Origin of the sequence: Clostridium sp. UMB9555A (assembly GCF_030222355.1) — a bacterium.
In the GTDB taxonomy this organism is placed as follows: domain Bacteria; phylum Bacillota; class Clostridia; order Clostridiales; family Clostridiaceae; genus Sarcina; species Sarcina perfringens.
In genome coordinates, this window is record NZ_JASORQ010000001.1 from 450,849 (window position 1) to 469,313 (window position 18,465).

General features: G+C 28.8%; 17 protein-coding genes. All 17 read left to right on the forward strand.

Translation table 11 applies throughout. The features are described from left to right. Positions 1-96 precede the first annotated feature (96 nt). On the forward strand, positions 97-1,929 hold the full coding sequence (gene typA / locus QP548_RS02085; RefSeq protein WP_011010599.1) for a translational GTPase TypA: 1,833 nt from the start codon (positions 97-99) through the stop codon (positions 1,927-1,929). A 142-nt stretch (positions 1,930-2,071) separates the two neighbouring features. Beyond that, a complete protein-coding gene (gene mltG, locus QP548_RS02090; RefSeq protein WP_061428823.1) occupies positions 2,072-3,100 on the forward strand; it encodes an endolytic transglycosylase MltG in 1,029 nt (342 codons plus the stop codon). Positions 3,101-3,115: 15 nt separating this feature from the next. Further along, positions 3,116-3,760, forward strand: coding sequence for an O-methyltransferase (locus QP548_RS02095; RefSeq protein ID WP_061428822.1), 645 nt, complete (start codon positions 3,116-3,118; stop codon positions 3,758-3,760). Positions 3,761-3,765: 5 nt separating this feature from the next. Beyond that, the gene (locus QP548_RS02100; protein WP_003459619.1) at positions 3,766-4,995 is read left to right on the forward strand and encodes a peptidase U32 family protein; all 1,230 of its coding nucleotides are present in this window, start codon (positions 3,766-3,768) and stop codon (positions 4,993-4,995) included. Then, a complete protein-coding gene (gene udk, locus QP548_RS02105; protein ID WP_060794470.1) occupies positions 4,995-5,621 on the forward strand; it encodes a uridine kinase in 627 nt (208 codons plus the stop codon). The genes QP548_RS02100 and udk overlap by 1 nt, the downstream gene beginning before the upstream one ends. Positions 5,622-5,738: 117 nt before the next feature. Continuing rightward, positions 5,739-7,406, forward strand: coding sequence for a penicillin-binding transpeptidase domain-containing protein (locus QP548_RS02110; protein WP_061428821.1), 1,668 nt, complete (start codon positions 5,739-5,741; stop codon positions 7,404-7,406). Positions 7,407-7,468: 62 nt separating this feature from the next. After that, positions 7,469-8,170 carry an RNA polymerase sporulation sigma factor SigK gene (sigK, locus tag QP548_RS02115; RefSeq protein WP_061428820.1) on the forward strand — a complete coding sequence of 234 codons (702 nt, stop codon included), beginning with the start codon at positions 7,469-7,471 and terminating at the stop codon, positions 8,168-8,170. A 179-nt stretch (positions 8,171-8,349) separates the two neighbouring features. After that, positions 8,350-9,402, forward strand: coding sequence for a type IV pilus twitching motility protein PilT (locus QP548_RS02120; RefSeq protein ID WP_061428819.1), 1,053 nt, complete (start codon positions 8,350-8,352; stop codon positions 9,400-9,402). 77 nt (positions 9,403-9,479) lie between these two features. Further along, positions 9,480-10,718 (forward strand): cell division FtsA domain-containing protein, encoded by a 1,239-nt coding sequence (locus QP548_RS02125; protein ID WP_061428818.1) that lies wholly within the window; start codon positions 9,480-9,482, stop codon positions 10,716-10,718. A 13-nt stretch (positions 10,719-10,731) separates the two neighbouring features. After that, the gene (gene ftsZ / locus QP548_RS02130; protein WP_061415801.1) at positions 10,732-11,877 is read left to right on the forward strand and encodes a cell division protein FtsZ; all 1,146 of its coding nucleotides are present in this window, start codon (positions 10,732-10,734) and stop codon (positions 11,875-11,877) included. 404 nt (positions 11,878-12,281) lie between these two features. After that, positions 12,282-13,088 (forward strand): sigma-E processing peptidase SpoIIGA, encoded by an 807-nt coding sequence (gene spoIIGA, locus QP548_RS02135; protein WP_061428817.1) that lies wholly within the window; start codon positions 12,282-12,284, stop codon positions 13,086-13,088. Between the two features lie 13 nt (positions 13,089-13,101). Next, complete coding sequence (sigE, locus tag QP548_RS02140; RefSeq protein WP_061428816.1) at positions 13,102-13,809, forward strand: RNA polymerase sporulation sigma factor SigE; 708 nt, start codon at positions 13,102-13,104, stop codon at positions 13,807-13,809. Between the two features lie 74 nt (positions 13,810-13,883). Then, the gene (gene sigG / locus QP548_RS02145) at positions 13,884-14,657 is read left to right on the forward strand and encodes an RNA polymerase sporulation sigma factor SigG (RefSeq protein ID WP_003449454.1); all 774 of its coding nucleotides are present in this window, start codon (positions 13,884-13,886) and stop codon (positions 14,655-14,657) included. A gap of 140 nt (positions 14,658-14,797) precedes the next feature. Then, entirely contained in the window at positions 14,798-15,070 is a 273-nt protein-coding gene (locus QP548_RS02150; RefSeq protein WP_003458476.1) for a YlmC/YmxH family sporulation protein, read from the forward strand. A gap of 61 nt (positions 15,071-15,131) precedes the next feature. Continuing rightward, on the forward strand, positions 15,132-15,581 hold the full coding sequence (gene nrdR, locus QP548_RS02155) for a transcriptional regulator NrdR (protein WP_003449440.1): 450 nt from the start codon (positions 15,132-15,134) through the stop codon (positions 15,579-15,581). 165 nt (positions 15,582-15,746) lie between these two features. Then, positions 15,747-16,451: a peptidoglycan editing factor PgeF gene (gene pgeF, locus QP548_RS02160; protein WP_061428815.1), complete on the forward strand. Its 705-nt coding sequence runs from the start codon at positions 15,747-15,749 to the stop codon at positions 16,449-16,451. A gap of 13 nt (positions 16,452-16,464) precedes the next feature. Further along, entirely contained in the window at positions 16,465-18,180 is a 1,716-nt protein-coding gene (gene pnpS / locus QP548_RS02165; RefSeq protein WP_061428814.1) for a two-component system histidine kinase PnpS, read from the forward strand. Positions 18,181-18,465 lie beyond the last annotated feature (285 nt).

Genomic DNA, 18,465 nt, shown 5'->3' on the forward strand with positions numbered 1-18,465 from the left:
TTAAAGCTTAACAGTAGAATCTAATAAGGTAAAGAAAATTGGGTACTTAAGTAGTATCCAATTTTTTATGCACATAAAATTGGAGGAATAAATATAATGAGTAACGAATTTACAAGAAATGATATTAGAAATATAGCTATAATCGCTCACGTTGACCATGGTAAAACAACTTTAGTGGACGCATTATTAAGACAAAGTAACGTTTTTAGAACAAACGAAAAAGTAGAAGAGAGAGTAATGGACTCAAATGACTTAGAAAAAGAAAGAGGTATTACAATACTTTCAAAAAATACAGCAGTTCATTATAACGGAGTTAAAATAAATATAATAGATACACCAGGACATGCTGACTTCGGAGGAGAGGTTGAACGTGTACTTAAAATGGTAGAAAGTGTTTTACTTGTAGTAGATTCATATGAAGGGGCTATGCCTCAAACAAAATTCGTTTTAAGAAAAGCTCTTGAGTTAGGATTAAAACCAATAGTTGTTATAAACAAAATAGATAAACCAGATGCTAGACCAGAAGAAGTTATTGATGAAATATTTGAATTATTCTTAGAGCTTGGTGCAGATGATGAGCAATTAGATTTCCCAATAGTTTATGCTTCAGCTAGAGATGGAGTAGCTACAATTAACATAGATGAGCCAAAAGATAACATGAAAGATTTATTCGATACTATAATCGAAAAAGTTGAATCACCAAAGGGATCTATAGAAGAAAGTTTACAAATGTTAGTTACAACTTTAGATTCAAGTGAATATGTTGGTAAAATAGCTATAGGTAAAATAACTAGAGGAATAGCTAAGAAAAACCAACAAGCTGCTGTTGTAAGACAAGATGGAACAGTAACTAAATTCAAAATATCAAGTCTTTATACTCATGATGGATTAAAGAGAATAGAGGTTGATGAAGCACAATTAGGAGATATAGTTGCAATAAGTGGTATATCTGACGTAAATATTGGAGAAACTATAACAGATGCACAAAATCCAGAAGGATTACCATTTGTTAAAATAGACGAGCCTACATTAAACATGAACTTTATGGTTAATGACTCACCATTTGCTGGTAGAGAAGGGGATTTCGTAACTTCAAGACATTTAAGAGATAGATTATTAAAAGAATTAGAAACTAACGTAAGTTTAAAAGTTAAAGAAATAACTCCAGATTGTTTCGAAGTAAGTGGTAGAGGAGAGTTACATCTTTCAATACTTATAGAAACAATGAGAAGAGAAGGATATGAATTCCAAGTTTCTAAGCCAAACGTTATAACAAAGATAGATGAAAATGGTGTTAAGGTTGAACCAATAGAGCACTTAACTATAGATGTCCCAGAAGAATTTATGGGACCTGTTATGGAAAAATTAGGACCTAGAAAAGCTGAAATGGTAAATATGACTTCAGCGGTTAATGGATACTCAAGATTAGAGTTCAAAATACCTGCAAGAGGACTTATAGGATTTAGAAATGAATTCATGACAGATACAAAGGGTAACGGAATAATGAACCATGTATTTGATGGATTTGAAAAATACAAAGGAGAGATCCCAGGAAGAAGTAGAGGATCAATCGTAGTATTTGAATCAGGAGAAGCAGTTACATATGGATTATTTAATGCTCAAGAAAGAGGAACTTTATTCATAGAGCCAGGTACAGAAGTTTATGCTGGAATGGTTTGTGGAGAATGTTCAAGAGCAGATGACATAGATGTTAATATTTGTAAGAAAAAACAATTAACTAATACAAGATCATCTGGAGCTGATGATGCTTTAAAATTAACTCCAGTAAGACAAATGTCATTAGAGCAATGTTTAGAATTCATAAACAATGATGAATTAGTTGAAGTTACTCCAGTAAATGTAAGAATGAGAAAGAGAATCTTAGACAGTGCTGAGAGAAAGAGAGCTATAAATAGAAGTAAAAAATAATAAATTTTCTTATAATTTTATTTTATAACTTTGGGTACATAAACAAAAATTAGTAAAACAAGTTTGTTTTTATGAGAAAAAGATTTATAATTAGATAAATGGCTTTATGGCCATTTATCTTAAAATATGAGGGGGTACTACTGTGAAAAGGCTAAAAAACTCTAAAAGTATGGTTTTGATATCCATATTCATAATTTTACTTGTGATTAACTTAGCTGTATTTGTAGTTAAATATAACTCCATAAAGCGAAGCCCTTTACAATCTAATAAAGCTGATATAACCTTTAAAGTTAAAGAAGGAGAGTCACTAAATGGACTTTTTGAACGATTAAACAATGAAAATGTACTTAGAAGTTCCTTTTTTTCTAAGATATATATAAAGTTTAATAACGTAGAAGAAAGCATAAAACCAGGTACATATACTGTGAATAGTGACATAAGTTTTAAGGATTTTTTAAGTGTACTAACTGATGGGAAGGTATCAGATTATAAGGTAACATTTCCAGAAGGATATACTGTAGAGGATATAGCTAAGAAATTGGAAGAATCTAAGGTATGCACAAAAGATGAGTTTTTAAAAGTAGTAAAAGAGTATCCATTACCATCTTATATAAAACCTAATAATGAAAGAAAATATGAGTTAGAAGGATTTTTATTTCCAGACACATATGCTATTCCTAAAGGCACAACACCAAAACAAATAATTGAAATGATGCTTAACAGGTTTGAAGGGGTAATTAGTGAGATACAAAGTGAACTAGGCATTACTATTCCAAAGGAAGAGTATGAGAAATATGTAATAGTAGCTTCAATGGTTGAAAAAGAGGCTAGGGATGATAGTGAGCGTGCAGAAATAGCATCTGTTATATATAACAGACTACAAAAAGGTATGCCTTTACAAATCGATGCTACAGTTTTATATGCTTTAGGAGAGCATAAAGATACTGTGCTTTATAAAGACTTAAAAGTGGATTCACCATATAATACATATAAGATTAAAGGACTTCCAGTGGGGCCAATATGTAATCCTGGAAAACCTTCACTTTTAGCTGCCATAAAACCAGCTAAAACAGACTACATATATTATTTATTGAATCCATCAAATAATAAGCACTATTTTACTAATAATTACGAAGATTTCCTAGCTAAGAAGAAAGAATTTGGATACTAAAATTTGGAGGAGCAAATGAGTGGAGTAACCTTTGAATATATGGAAAAGTATCTTAGAGATCTTATTCCAGATAGAAATGACGAATTAAAACAACTAGAAGATTTTGCAAAAGAAAATAAGGTGCCAATAATACAAAAGGAAGGTGCTAAGTTCCTTGAGTTTATGGTGTCTATGAATAAACCAAAGAAAATATTAGAATTAGGCACAGCTATAGGTTATTCTTCAATACTGATGAACAAAGCTTGTGGTGGAGAATGTCATATTACTACAATCGAGAGAGATGATAATATGATAAATTATGCTAAAGAGAATATTAAAAAATTTGGATTAGAGGAAAAAATCAATATTTTACAGGGAGATTGTTTAGAAGTTTTAGAGAGTCTTCATGATGAATTTGATATGATATTCATGGATGCAGGTAAAGGACATTATAATCATTTTTTACCAGAATGTTTAAGACTTTTAAAAAAAGATGGAATTATAATAGCAGATAATGTTTTGTTTAGAGGAATGGTTGCTTCTGATGACTTAGTGAAGAGAAGAAAAATAACTATTGTTAAGAGAATGAGAAAGTATTTGGATATGGTCTCAAAGGATGAAAATTTAATAACAACTGTTATTCCTATGGGAGATGGAATTGCGTTAACTAAGAGGAGGTAGCAAACATGAGAAAACCAGAAATATTAGCACCAGCAGGTAGCTTAGAAAAATTAAAGACAGCAATTGATTTTGGAGCAGATGCAGTTTATATTGGAGGAAGTAAACTTAACCTAAGAGCTTTCGCTGATAACTTTACAAATGAACAGATTGCAGAAGGTGTAAAGTATGCTCATGATAGAGGAAGAAAAGTTTATGTTACTATGAATGTATTTCCTCACAATGCAGATTTAGAAGGATTAGAAGAATACATTGTAGGACTTAATGATTTAAATGTAGATGCAATAATAGTTTCAGATCCATCAATAATAATGACTGCAAAGGAAGTTGCACCAGATTTAGAAATACACTTAAGTACTCAAGCAAACAATGTAAACTGGAAGTCAGCTAAGTTTTGGCATAGCTTAGGAGTTAAGAGAATTGTTTTAGCTAGAGAGCTTAGTTTTAAAGAAATTGAAAAAATACACGAGAATTTACCAGAAGATTGTGATTTAGAAGCATTTGTTCATGGTTCAATGTGTATGGCATACTCAGGAAGATGTTTAATATCAAACTACATGACAGGAAGAGACTCAAATAGAGGAGCTTGTTCACAAGCATGTAGATATAAGTATTATTTAATGGAAGAAAAGAGACCTGGAGAGTATTTCCAAGTTATAGAAGATGATAAAGGTACATACATAATGAACTCTAAGGATTTATGTATGATAGAATATATACCAGAGCTTGTTAAGAGTGGTATATACTCATTTAAAATAGAAGGAAGAATGAAGAGCCCATACTATGTTGCTGCAATTGTTAAAGCTTACAGAGAAGCTTTAGATAAGTATTGGGATGATCCAGAAGGATATGAATTTGATCAAAAATTAATGGATAATCTTTTAAAGGTTAGTCATAGAAGATATCACACAGGATTTTACTTTGGAAAATCAGGAGAGCAAGTTTATGAATCATCATCTTATATAAGAGATTATGATATCGTAGGAGTTGTTAGAGATTATAACGAAGAAACTAAGGTAGCAACTATAGAACAAAGAAACAGATTATTCGAAGGGGATACAGTAGAGGTATTAACTCCAGTAGGAGATTACTATGAAATCCAAATGAATGATATGAAGGATGAAAAAGACGAAAAAATAGATGTTGCTAACAAAGCTCAAATGATATTCAAGGTTAAAATAGATAAGCCTGTAAAGGTAAATGATATGTTAATTAAGTGCAAGGAGGCAAACAGCTAATGAAGAGACCAATTTTTATAGGAATAACAGGAGGCACTGGCTCAGGTAAAAGTACAATAGCTAAGGAGATATATAGACAATTTGGTGAAGATTGTATAGCAATGATAGAGCAAGATTCATATTATAAGGATCAAAGCCATTTATCAATGGAGGATAGAGTTAAAACTAACTACGATCATCCAAATGCTTTTGATAACAATCTTTTAGTTTCACATTTAGAATCACTTTTAAATGGACATTCTATACAAAAACCTAGTTATGACTTTTCTATACATAATAGAATTGAAGATACAACTAAGGTTGAGCCAAAAGAAATTGTTATTGTAGAAGGAATATTAATACTAGAAGATCCAAGAATAAGAGAACTTCTAGATATAAAGATTTACGTTGATACAGATGCTGATGTTAGAATCATAAGAAGAATGGTCAGAGATATAAACGAAAGAGGAAGAACTATAGAGTCTGTTATAAATCAGTACTTAAATGTAGTAAAGCCTATGCATAATCAATTTACAGAACCTACAAAGAAATTTGCTGATTTAATAATACCAGAAGGTGGACATAATAAAGTTGCTATAGATATTATTGTTGCAAAAATAAAAGAGGTTTTAGGACAATACGAATAATATATTGGTTGTAATTTTATATTATAATTTTTACTTCAATATGAGATAAAACTAATAATTTATTATTGAATAAAACACCCCTAAATTGGCTAGAATTTAGCCAGGAGGGGTGTTTTTATGTTTAACAGAAAAAGAAAAATTGAAATTAAAAATAGATTAATAAGCGTAGTCTCTTTATTGTTATTAGCTTTACTATTACTTGACATGAGGATTTATTATGTGCAGAAAAAGTATAGTACAAAAGAAACAGGAAATTTCAAAGGAAATCACAAACAATATGAAAATATTTCTGACCTTAATTATTTACTTTTAGATAGAGAGGGAGAAAGCATATTTCAATATGAGACTAAATACAAAGTTGTTATAGATTCTATGGCTTTTAGATTAAATAATTTAAATCAAAATTTAGAGAATATAATGGCCTTTAATTATATTATGCAATCTGAAGATAAGAATTTTTCTTTTGATAATGTAGTAAAAAGTGGAGGGAAATTATATTATGATGTTTCACAGGAAAGTTTTGATAAGATAAATAGTTTGAAAAATATAAAAGGAATTTATACATATAAGGCACAAGAAAAGAAAAAAGATGATAACTGGAAAATAGAGAATATGATAACTTCTACTAAGGGTTTTGCTTTAGTAGAGAATAAGGATAAAAAAGTAGAGACAAAAGAGGTTGATAAATCAGAAAAATCTCTAGAAATGGTAATAAATAAGGAGTTAGAAAATAATAAAGATCCTAAAATCATTTTTGAAAGGGACCATGAGGGGTTATATGGAGAAGGAGAATATGAAATTCCAGAGGATAATCTAAATGTTAAGTTAACTTTGGACAATAAATTTCAAAAAATAGTTAGAGATGTTTTAGCTAAGGAGGAGTATAAAACTTTTAAAAATGCAGGAGCAGTACTTATTGATAGTGCTAGCGGTGAGGTCTTAGCCTTAGCTCAAAAGGATGAATCAGCTCCAAATGTTGTTTTAGGCTCAGGTAGCATTAATGGTTATGAGGCAGGGTCAATATTTAAAATTTTAACTTTAGAGGCTGCTATGGAAGAAAAGGGTATTAGCCTTTCTGATAAATTAAGATGCGATGGGTTAGTATGTAAAAAGGAAAAAATACATGGAACAATAAGTATTAAAGAAGCTTTTGAGGTTTCATGTAATGATGTTTTTTCTAAATTAGGAGCTCAAATAGGAACTAGAGGATTATTAGATTTTGCAAAGGACCAAGGAGTTTTTTCTTTAGCTTTAGGATTAGATGAAAAAACAGGCATGGAGACTAAGGGAGATGTCCCTGAAAATGTTAGTATAACAAATCTTTCTATAGGCCAATCTATGCAAACTAGTTTAATTCAAATGGCAGGTATAATATCTACTGTTGTTAATGAAGGGGAATACGTAGAGCCTTATATATTAAAAGATTTTGAAAATCAAAAAGGAGAGGTAAAAAAAGAATTTAAGGAGTTAAGAAAAAATGTAATCTCTGAGAAGACAGCAGAGGACTTAAAAAGTGTAATGAACTCAACGGTTTTAGAAGGAACTGCAAATATAACTAAAATTGAAGGAGTTGAGATAGGTGCTAAAACTGGAACTGCTGAAGCTCTAGGTGGAGAATTACATGGATGGTTTTTAGGATATTTTAAACATGAAGGAAAATACTATACTTTAGGAGTTATGGTGCCAAATATAAAAAATGTTTATGAAGATAGAAAACCAGGCGGTGGAAATACTGCAGGCCCTATTTTCAGAGATATAGTTTTAGAACTTACAAAAAATAAATAGATTTAGCAATATTTTAACTATCAACTCATATTATAGTAATAAGCATTAATAGGGGGAACGACATGTTCATGTTACAATACTTATTAGAATTAGTTGGTAGTAAAATATTTTTAACTGGCTATGTAACAGGAAATTCTACTTTTCCAAAGCCTTTAAATGAGAAGGAAGAAAAAATCTATTTAGAAAAATTAAAAGATGGAGATGTTGAGGCAAAAAGAGTACTAGTTGAGCGGAATTTAAGACTAGTAGCACATATAGTTAAGAAGTATTCTTCAAATTATCAAAACTCAAAAGAAATGGATGATTTAATATCTATAGGAACAATAGGTTTAATAAAGGCTATAGATTCTTTTGACACTAACAAGGGAATACGACTTGCAACATATGCAGCTAAGTGTATAGATAATGAAATACTTATGTTTTTTAGGAATACTAAGAAGACAAAGGGAGAAGTATTCCTTCAAGATCCTATAGGAGTGGATAAGGAAGGAAATGAAATTTGTCTTATAGATATTTTAAGTAGTGATTCTGATTCGGTTTTGGAGGCTGTTGAAAATTCATTACAGGTTAAGGATCTTTATAAAAAAATGTCAGATGTCTTAAGCTCTAGAGAGAAAGAGATAATTCAAATGAGATACGGTCTTTTGGATGGTGATATAAAAACACAGAGGGAAATAGCGGGAATTCTTGGTATATCAAGATCATATGTATCTAGAATAGAGAAAAAGGCATTAAAAAAATTAAATAAGGAATTTAAATGTTAATGATACTTAATAAATTGTATAAAAAAAAATAAGTTTTATAAAATTATGGAATTGATATATCATATGGTTTATAATATTTATTATACGATAAAAAAGGTGGATTCTTCTATAAATAATTTGTTCATTTCTTTATGAAATGAACAAATTATTTATTAAGAATTAAGTTTAGGAGGAGATTTATGCAAAGTTTAGCAGAACTTTTAGAGTTAACAGTTAAAGAAGGAGCATCTGATTTGCATTTAACAGTAGGTATTTCTCCTATAATAAAAGTTAATGGAAAATTAGTAAGGTTAGAACATGAAATATTACGCCCTGAAGATACTGAAGCATATGCTAGAGAGATATTACAGGATGCATATGAAAAGTATGATGCTATTGGAGAATACGATACATCATATTCAATACATGGTAAAGGTAGATTTAGAGTTAATATATATAAACAAAGAAATAGTACAGCTTTAGCTATAAGAGTTATATCTTTAGATATGCCAACTCTAGATAGTTTAGGATATCCTGAGACTTTAAAGGATATATGTAATCTTAAAAGGGGCCTTGTATTAGTTACAGGACCTACTGGAAGTGGTAAAAGTACAACTTTAGCTGCTTTAATAAATGAAATAAATAGTAATAGGGAATCTCATATAATAACAATAGAAGATCCTATAGAGTTTCTTCATAAACATAATAAATCTATTGTAAACCAGAGAGAGATAGGGAAGGACACTCTAAGTTATGAAAGAGCCTTAAAAGCAGCACTTAGAGAGGATCCTGATGTTATTTTAATTGGAGAAATGAGAGATTTAGAGACTATTTCAACAGCTATAACAGCAGCAGAGACTGGACACTTAGTGTTTTCAACTCTTCATACTATAGGAGCAGCTAAGACTATAGATAGAATAGTAGATGTTTTTCCACCACATCAACAAGAGCAAATAAAAATACAGTTAGCTTCCGTTTTACAAACAATTATATCACAGCAGTTAGTAGAAACAGTTGATGGAGATAGAACTGCGGCATTAGAAATAATGGTTGCTACACCAGCTATAAAAAATTTAATAAGAGAAGGAAAAACTCATCAAATAGAATCATCCATACAAACAGGAAGTAAATATGGAATGAGAACAATGGACATGGAACTTGCTAATCTTTATAGAGAAGGTATAATAACACAGGAAACTGCAATGAACTCTGCTATAGATAGGGAGATTCTAAGTCGATTATTGATGTATTAATTATAGAGGGAATTTGAATTTTTAAGAGAATATATATATTATCACAATTTTTAGATAGGGAGGTACACATAGAAAAAATGTCTAAAAACATAGTGGGTCTAGATATTGGGAACAGAAATATTTGTGCGGTGATATCAGGTGAAAATGAAAATGGAGAATTCGAAGTATTAGATTTTGTAGTAAAGGATTTACAAGGTGTATCTAAAGGTAAAATAATAGATGAAGAGTCTGTTATAAAAACCATTAAAGAATGTCTAAAAGAATTAGAAGAAAAAAGTGGACATAATATTCAAGGTGTTTATTTATCATTAAAAAATAATGATTGTAGAATGGTAGAAAATAAGGGATATTCTTATACTGATAATGATGATTCATTAGTTTTTAAAGAAAATATAGAAGAAGCTTATATAGAAGGAAGAACATTAAAACTTTCAGAGGAAGAATGTGTAGCAGATAGCACAATAAATTCATTCTATACTGAAGAATTTGGCTTTGTTCAGAATCCAATTGGAATTAAAGCTGAAAGAATAGAAATAGATGAAGATTTAATTATTGCTCCTAAATCTAAAATTAGTACTTTAAATAAAATTATTTTAGAAGCTGGATATGAGGTTTTAGGAACAGTTTCATTGGGATTTGGATTTAAAAATGTTTTTTTAAGTAAAAAAACAGAAACTTCAAATGTTGTAATTATAGATGTAGGGGCAGAGGAAACACAAATATATAGTTACAAAGGTAATACCCTAAAGGATATGGATTATATACCATTAGGAGGAAGAAATATAAGCAAAGATTTAGCTATATGTTTATCTATATCAGAAGAGGAAGCAGAAAGATTAAAATTGCAATATTCTTCAAAATATTATAGTATTAGAAAGGATTATAATAATATTTCCTTTGAGGAACACATATTAGATACCTATTTAATTCATGATATTATAGATGCAAGATTAAGTGAAATAGTAGAATTAGTTAATAGTAAATTAGTGGAAAGGGATATTCTAAATACCACAGATATGATAATATTAACTGGTGATGGTATCAGTTATTATGAACATATTAAGGAAAGAATAGAGTATACAACTGATAAGAATGTAATAATTTTCACTAAAAAGCAATTTTTCTTTGACAATTCTTCAATAATTAATTCAATTAGTATTGTTAAAGAGGTATATGATAGGTTAAAATTAATATGTGATGAAGAATTACTTTCAGGAAGAAAAGTAACAGTGGATAAAGAAAATAAAAGTGAAAATAAAAGTGTAAAGAAGAGAGGGCTTTCCAAAATAATGGCGTTCTTAGAGGAGCTTTTTTAAAGGAGGAATTAGTTTGTTAGATTTTGATGTAGATATACAATCATTTACTAATATTAAGGTAATTGGATGTGGAGGCGGAGGCGGAAACGCTGTTAATAGAATGATTCAAGAAGGATTAAGAGATGTTGAATTTATTGCTATAAATACAGATAAACAAGCCTTAACATTATCTCATGCCCAAAATAAAATTCAAATAGGTGATAAACTTACAAAAGGACTAGGCGCAGGAGCAAATCCTGAAATAGGAAAAAAAGCTGCTGAGGAAAGTAGAGATGAAATAACAGAGGCTATATCAGGAGCTGATATGGTATTTATAACTGCTGGTATGGGCGGTGGTACTGGTACAGGAGCTGCACCAGTAGTAGCTGAAATAGCTAAATCAATGGGAATACTAACAGTAGGTATAGTTACTAAGCCATTCCCATTTGAAGGTAGAAGAAGAATGACTCATGCTGAAATGGGTATAGCAAATTTAAAAGAAAAAGTTGATACATTAGTTACAATACCTAATGAAAGACTTTTATCAATGGTAGATAAGAAAACAACTTTATTAGAATCATTTAAGAAAGCTGATGATGTTTTAAGACAAGGTGTACAAGGTATATCAGATCTTATAACTAATCCAGGTTTAATAAACTTAGACTTTGCAGACGTTAGAGCTGTTATGTTAGATAAAGGCTTAGCTCATATGGGTGTTGGATATGGTAAAGGAGAAACAAGAGCACAAGATGCTGCAAGAGAAGCAATATCATCTCCATTATTAGAAACATCAATAGTTGGTGCTACTGGAGTCTTATTAAATGTAACAGGAGATTCTGAATTAGGATTATTAGAAATAAATGAAGCGGCAGAAATAGTTCAAGAAGCTGCAGATCCAGATGCTAACATAATATTTGGTACTGTTATTGATGAAACATTAAAAGATGAAATAAGAATAACAGTTATAGCTACTGGATTTGAAAAAGAGCGTCAAAGAATGGGAATGGGATCTCAAGGAGCAACAAATAGAGAAACTCAAACTCAAAGAGAAGTTATAGTTGAAAAAGTTGAAGAAAAAGTAGCGGAGCAAGAAGTTGCTGCATCTTCACAAGCACAACAAGAAGATAGATATAATGATGATTTAGAAATACCTATGTTTTTAAGAAGAGGTAGAAGATAGTATTTTTAAAAATAAAAGCACTTATGGTAATTAATTACTATAAGTGCTTTTATTTTTACTTTAATTAGAAAAAATTTTATATATTTATAATAGAGTTTATGTAGAAATAAAAAGTTTTTTTAGTTATTTTTCAATATTTTGGGATGTAAAACTCAGGAAATGGAAAAAAATATTGAATTTTATTATTTAGAGTTTAATAAATTATGAACTTATGTTTAATGAATACATTTTCATTACAAGAATAGACATGAAAAAAATAATTATAATATTAAGAATTTTTTATTTGGTAGAAAAATGTAGAATAATGAGGAAAAAGAAAGATAGAAAATATGCATATGGAATATATAATGACAAAATTTTAGAATAAGAAGCTTTATAATTATAAATAGGGAGTGAGTTGATTTATGACTGTATATATTGACATTGTCATATTAGAAAATTTTTTAATTAACTTTTTTCTACTTTATTTAACTTTACAGACCTTAAAAGATACAATAATTTACAAGAGAATAGTACTAGCAGCTTTCTTAGGAGCAATATATACTTTATTTGTTTTTATTCCAGGGTTAAATATACTCACATCATTGCCTTTAAAACTACTTTTTTCTTTGGGAATGATTACTATAATATCAGAAAGAAGAGAGTTAAAGACAATAATGAAAAGATATATAACTTTTTTAGTGATAACTTTTGCCTTTTGTGGTACTTGTTTTATGTTTGCTTTAGTTGAAAATCAGTATAATATTTCAGAATCCTTTATAATAAATGATTATTCAACTAAATCTATAATATTCTCACTAATTATAAGTTACATACTTGTTAGTGGAGTTATGAATTATTTTAAAAATAGAGCTATTATAAATAACTTTATATATGATTTAGATGTATGTATTGATTCAGAAGTTGTTAATATTAAAGCTTTTTTAGATACAGGGAATGGACTTGTAGAGCCTGCAACTGCATTGCCTGTAATAATAGCAGAAAGAGAAAAGTTTAGAGGGGTAAACATTAAGGAAAAAGATCAATTTAGAATACCGTATAAAGTAGTTGATGGAAATTCAGGATATATGAAAGGGATTAAGATTGACAATATAAAGCTTTGTAATGTTAATGGGGAAACAATGACAAGAGATGCAATCTTATGTTTTTGTGATAATAAATTAAGTAAAGAGGGAGAATATGAAGCTTTATTGTCTAGAGGAATTATATAGGGGTGATTAGGTTATGTTAAATATAAGACTTTTACTTAATAAGTTATTTACTAAATTAGATATTATGGTAGAACCAATTTATTATGTTGGGGGGAATGATGTTCTTCCAGCACCTCTTAGTAAAGAAGAGGAAGAGGAGTTAGTTAACAAATTAGGGGAGAATGATGAAGCTATTAGAAGTATTCTTATTGAGAGAAATTTAAGACTAGTTGTATATATAGCTAGAAAATTTGAGAATACTGGTGTAGGCGTTGAGGATTTAATTTCTGTAGGAACAATTGGACTTATAAAGGCAGTAAATACATTTAATCCAGAAAAAAAGATAAAGCTTGCAACCTATGCATCAAGATGTATAGAAAATGAAATTCTTATGTATTTAAGGAGAAATAGCAAGGTTAAAGCTGAGATATCATTTTATGAGCCCTTAAATATAGATTGGGATGGAAATGAACTTTTACTTTCAGATATACTTGGCACAGATGATGATATTGTTTACAATCTTATAGAAGATGAAGTTGACAAGGAATTATTATTTACTGCAATGAAGAATCTTTCAAATAGAGAAAAAGAAATTGTTGAATTAAGATTTGGACTAGGTGGATATAAAGAAAAAACTCAAAAGGAAGTAGCTGATATGCTAGGAATATCTCAATCTTATATTTCAAGGTTAGAGAAGAAAATTATAAAAAGATTAAAGAAAGAAATTAACAAAATGATTTAAGAGTATAAAATTAACCTCTACAGGTAATAATTAAAATGCGGAAGGGAATTACTTCGAAGGGGTTGATTTCAATTATGATGATAAATAAAGTAGAAATATGTGGAGTCAATACAGCTAAATTACCAGTTTTAAAAGAAAAAGAAATGAAAGAATTATTGCTACAAATGCAAAATGGAGATACAAGTGCTAGAGAGAAATTTATTAAGGGGAATCTGAGATTAGTGCTTAGTGTAATCCAAAGGTTTAATAATAGAGGCGAAAATGTAGATGATTTATTTCAAGTTGGTTGTATAGGACTTATGAAATCTATAGATAACTTTGATTTATCACAAAATGTTAAATTTTCAACTTATGCTGTGCCAATGATAATAGGAGAAATAAGAAGATATTTAAGGGATAATAACACTATAAGAGTAAGTAGATCCTTAAGAGATATAGCTTATAAGGCTTTACTTGTAAGAGATAAGCTAGTAAATGAAAATAATAAGGAACCTACTGTATCTCAAATAGCAAAAGAGCTTAAAATTCCAAGGGAAGATGTTGTTTTTGCTTTAGATGCAATTCAAGATCCAGTTTCTTTATTTGAGCCTATTTATCATGATGGTGGAGATGCAATATATGTAATGGATCAGATAAGTGATTCAAAAAATCAAGATGATAGTTGGCTTGAAAATATAGCAATAAAGGAAGCTATGAAGAAATTAAATGATAGAGAAAAACTTATATTGAATTTAAGATTCTTTAATGGAAGAACTCAAATGGAGGTAGCTGATGAAATTGGTATATCTCAAGCACAAGTTTCAAGGTTGGAAAAAATAGCATTAAAGCATATGAGGAAGTATGTATAGAGCTCTTTTGAGCTCTATTTTTTATGGATAAATTAAAAATATTATGTTATTTAGTATTTTTTACCTATTCTAATTAATAAATATAAAAATTAAACATATAAATTAAATATAATAATTATATGTTTAGGAGGAGTTTATACATGGAAGAAAATTTATTTTCTTTAAATAATTTAAGGGCTATGGAAGTGATAGATGTAAGTGAAGGTAAAAAGTTAGGCTTAATAGCTGATGTTAAGATAGATTGTGATGATAATAGAATATTATCTATTATAATACCTGGAGAAAAAACATCCTTTTTTAGTAAGTCAGAGGATATAGAGATAGAATGGTCTGATGTATATAAAGTTGGAGTAGATGTTATACTAATAGATTCAAAAGGGAAAAATATACTAGATGTTCAAAAATATATATAGAAATTAAGTAGAAAAGAGGGTATAATATTATTACAACTTAGAGAAAGGCGTGGATTTTAAAATGAGATGTCCTTACTGTTCTTATGAAGAAAGTAAAGTTGTGGATTCTAGATCTGCAGAAGATTATAATGCAATTAGAAGAAGAAGAGAATGTTTAAGATGTTCTAAAAGATACACAACTTACGAAAAGGTAGAAGATATACCAATACTTGTTATAAAAAAGGATTTAAGTAGAGAAAGTTTCAATAAAGAAAAAATCATAAGCGGATTAATTAAAGCGTGTCAAAAGAGACCTGTATCTAGGGCTCAAATAGAAGAAATAGCAGCTGATATTGAACGAAACATAAGTAATAAAATGATGGTAGAGATAAAGTCTGATTACATAGGTGAAATGATAATGGAGAGACTTAAGGATATAGACGAAGTTTCATACGTAAGATTTGCTTCTGTATATAGACAATTTAAAGATATTAATACCTTTATGGAAGAAATAAAAAGTTTAATGAAATAATTTTAAGCTATCTTAAAGAGAGTTCTTTAAGATAGCTTTTTTATTTGTTTTAATTTATCCATATACTTAAATAATATTTAACTTGAATTTAATTTAACAAAGAGTTGAAATATGATAATATGGTAAAATAAGTAGATTATAATTTGTGTTTTTGAGGTGAAAGTTATGAAAAGAGAAATAATAGATAACAAAGAATTTATAGTTTTTAACGATGGAAATATAAAAGTTAGATTTTCAACTGCATTAAATAATGTTAATTATAAAAAAGAAGATGAAGAGGGAAAGAAAAATTTAGAGAACTTAAAGGAAATATTTAAAGTAGATAAGGTGGTTTATGTTAACCAAACACATAGTAGTGATTTTATTGATGCAACTGGAGAAGAATTTAAAGGGGATAGAGACTGTGATTCCTTAGTTACTAAGGATAAAAACACACTTATAGGAGTTTTTACAGCAGATTGTGTTCCAGTTATAGCTTATGATAAAGAGAAGGAAGTAATTGCAGCTATTCATAGTGGATGGAAAGGAACATACAATAAAATAGCTAGAAAAACTTGTGAATATATGAAAGAGAAATATGGTTGTGAAAATATTAAAGTAATAATAGGCCCTCACGTAAGACAATGTTGTTATGAAGTAAGTGAAGATTTAGCAGAGAAGTTCAGTGAAGAATTTGGGAAAGATGTATGTAATGGAAGAATGCTAAATCTTGAGAAGTGTGTAGAAATTCAGCTTAAGGGTATTGTTAAAAAAGAAAATATAACGTCTACTAGAATTTGTACTTATTGTGAAGAGGAAGTGAAGATGCATAGTTATAGACAGGATCAAGAAAAGGCAGGAAGATTATTTTCATCAATATTTATTGATTAAGGTGGATTAATAAATGAAGAAAAGAATAATTATTTTTACAACACTAATAATAACATTTTTTCTAGCAATAATGACTTCTATGTATTTAGTAATATCGAATCATAAATATTTAGAGGAATCAAAGAATGTTCTAAATGAATATAATAAGGTCATAGCTTTATTGTTAGAAAATGATAATGGAAATATTAAGAGTGAATTAGAAAGAATAGAATCAAATAATGATATGAAAAATATAAGAATAACATATATCAGTAAGGATGGAAATGTTATTTTTGATACACATAAAAAATTAATCAATGATAATGAAAGTTATCTTAAGAGACAGGAAATAATAGAGGCCATAGAAAGTGGTCTAGGAAGCAGTGTAAGGTATAGTAATGATCTTCATCAAAACATGATTTACAGTGCACTTAAACTTAAGGATGGTTCTATTGTTAGAACATCAATAGCTGTTGAAAATGCCAAACTAATAGATAGTATAAATAGTAACTATCTATTAGTTGGTGTTATATTATCCTTAGTAATTGCATTGTTGTTAACTGTTAAAATAACTAATATAATATTGAATCCATTAAAGGAATTAGAACAATTAACATCTACTATTGCAAGTGGTAATTTTCATAAGAGAGTAAAAATTAACTCTAAAGATGATGAAATTCAAAGGTTAGGAAAAAGCTTTAATTATATGGCAGAGCAATTAGAAATAACCATGGAGCGATTTAAGGATAAACAAAATGGTTTAGAAGCTATATTAAAAAGTATGGGTAGTGGAGTAATAGCTTTTGACAGGGATATGAATATTTTAATGATAAATCCTTATGCTAAAAAAATATTTGGTATAAGTGGAGAAATTATTGGGAATAAACTTTTGGATTATATAACTGACAAAGAGATAATAAAGGCTTTTTGTGATGGAAAAGATAGGGTAGAAATTGAAGTTAACTATAATGATGATCCAAAAATATTAAAGATAAGAAAAGCAAGTATAATAAATGAACCTGAAATAATAGGTACAGTTGTGGTTATACAAGACATTACAGATATTAAAAAGCTTGAAAACATGAGAAGTCAATTTGTAGCTAATATATCTCATGAACTTAAGACACCACTTACATCAATTAAGGGTTTTGCAGAAACCTTAAGATATGTAGATGATGATGAAACTAGAAATAAATTTTTAAGCATAATAGATGAAGAATCAGATAGATTAGCAAGGCTTTTAGAGGATATATTATGTCTTTATGAAATAGAACAAAAAAGAAGTACTGTTTTAGAAGAATTTAATGTTGATGAAGAAATTGATAAAGTTTATATGCTACTAAATGATCAAGCGAAGAAAAAAGGTGTGGAAATCTTTTTAGATACAAATAGTAATTGTGTTCTTATGGGAGATAAGGATAAGTTTAAACAAATGTTACTTAATCTTGTAAGCAATTCTGTTAAATATACTGAAAAAGGTGGAAAGGTAAGAGTTGAAAGTTATAATCGTGACATGAATCTTATTTTGGTTATTGAAGATAATGGAATTGGAATAAGTGCAGAGGATCTTCCAAGGATATTTGAAAGATTTTATAGAGTGGATAAAGCTAGAAGTAGAGAAAGTGGTGGAACTGGTTTAGGGCTTGCCATAGTTAAGCATATAGTTAGACTTTTTGATGGTGAGATAAATGTAACTAGTGAACTAGGAGTAGGAACTAAAATAGTAATAACTATACCTATAAATATATAATTCTAGTTAATTAATACTTTATAACACCTTTAAATTTATAACACTTATTATATAATTAGTTATATATTTTAAAATTTTTTTACTATAATAGAATTAAGAGAAAGCTATTAAAAGTAATCCTCAAAAATTTTTTTTGTGGATTACTTTTTAATATTTAAATAACATAGTTTAAAGCTTAATGAAAAAGTTAATAATTAAATTTAGAGTTAAATAAAAAGTTAGTAATTGAAACAAAACACAATATATAGGTATAAAGTTATTTCAGTTGACTACATTATTTAATTA

Excerpts from the sequence above, each read along its gene's own strand:
- typA (WP_011010599.1), top strand. The coding sequence starts at position 97 with ATGAGTAACGAATTTACAAGAAATGATATTAGAAATATAGCTATAATC.
- sigK (WP_061428820.1), top strand. The coding sequence starts at position 7,469 with ATGTTCATGTTACAATACTTATTAGAATTAGTTGGTAGTAAAATATTT.
- pnpS (WP_061428814.1), top strand. The coding sequence starts at position 16,465 with ATGAAGAAAAGAATAATTATTTTTACAACACTAATAATAACATTTTTT.
- nrdR (WP_003449440.1), top strand. The coding sequence starts at position 15,132 with ATGAGATGTCCTTACTGTTCTTATGAAGAAAGTAAAGTTGTGGATTCT.
- sigE (WP_061428816.1), top strand. The coding sequence starts at position 13,102 with ATGTTAAATATAAGACTTTTACTTAATAAGTTATTTACTAAATTAGAT.
- QP548_RS02110 (WP_061428821.1), top strand. The coding sequence starts at position 5,739 with ATGTTTAACAGAAAAAGAAAAATTGAAATTAAAAATAGATTAATAAGC.
- QP548_RS02100 (WP_003459619.1), top strand. The coding sequence starts at position 3,766 with ATGAGAAAACCAGAAATATTAGCACCAGCAGGTAGCTTAGAAAAATTA.
- sigG (WP_003449454.1), top strand. The coding sequence starts at position 13,884 with ATGATGATAAATAAAGTAGAAATATGTGGAGTCAATACAGCTAAATTA.
- QP548_RS02150 (WP_003458476.1), top strand. The coding sequence starts at position 14,798 with ATGGAAGAAAATTTATTTTCTTTAAATAATTTAAGGGCTATGGAAGTG.
- pgeF (WP_061428815.1), top strand. The coding sequence starts at position 15,747 with ATGAAAAGAGAAATAATAGATAACAAAGAATTTATAGTTTTTAACGAT.
- QP548_RS02120 (WP_061428819.1), top strand. The coding sequence starts at position 8,350 with ATGCAAAGTTTAGCAGAACTTTTAGAGTTAACAGTTAAAGAAGGAGCA.
- spoIIGA (WP_061428817.1), top strand. The coding sequence starts at position 12,282 with ATGACTGTATATATTGACATTGTCATATTAGAAAATTTTTTAATTAAC.
- QP548_RS02125 (WP_061428818.1), top strand. The coding sequence starts at position 9,480 with ATGTCTAAAAACATAGTGGGTCTAGATATTGGGAACAGAAATATTTGT.
- QP548_RS02095 (WP_061428822.1), top strand. The coding sequence starts at position 3,116 with ATGAGTGGAGTAACCTTTGAATATATGGAAAAGTATCTTAGAGATCTT.
- udk (WP_060794470.1), top strand. The coding sequence starts at position 4,995 with ATGAAGAGACCAATTTTTATAGGAATAACAGGAGGCACTGGCTCAGGT.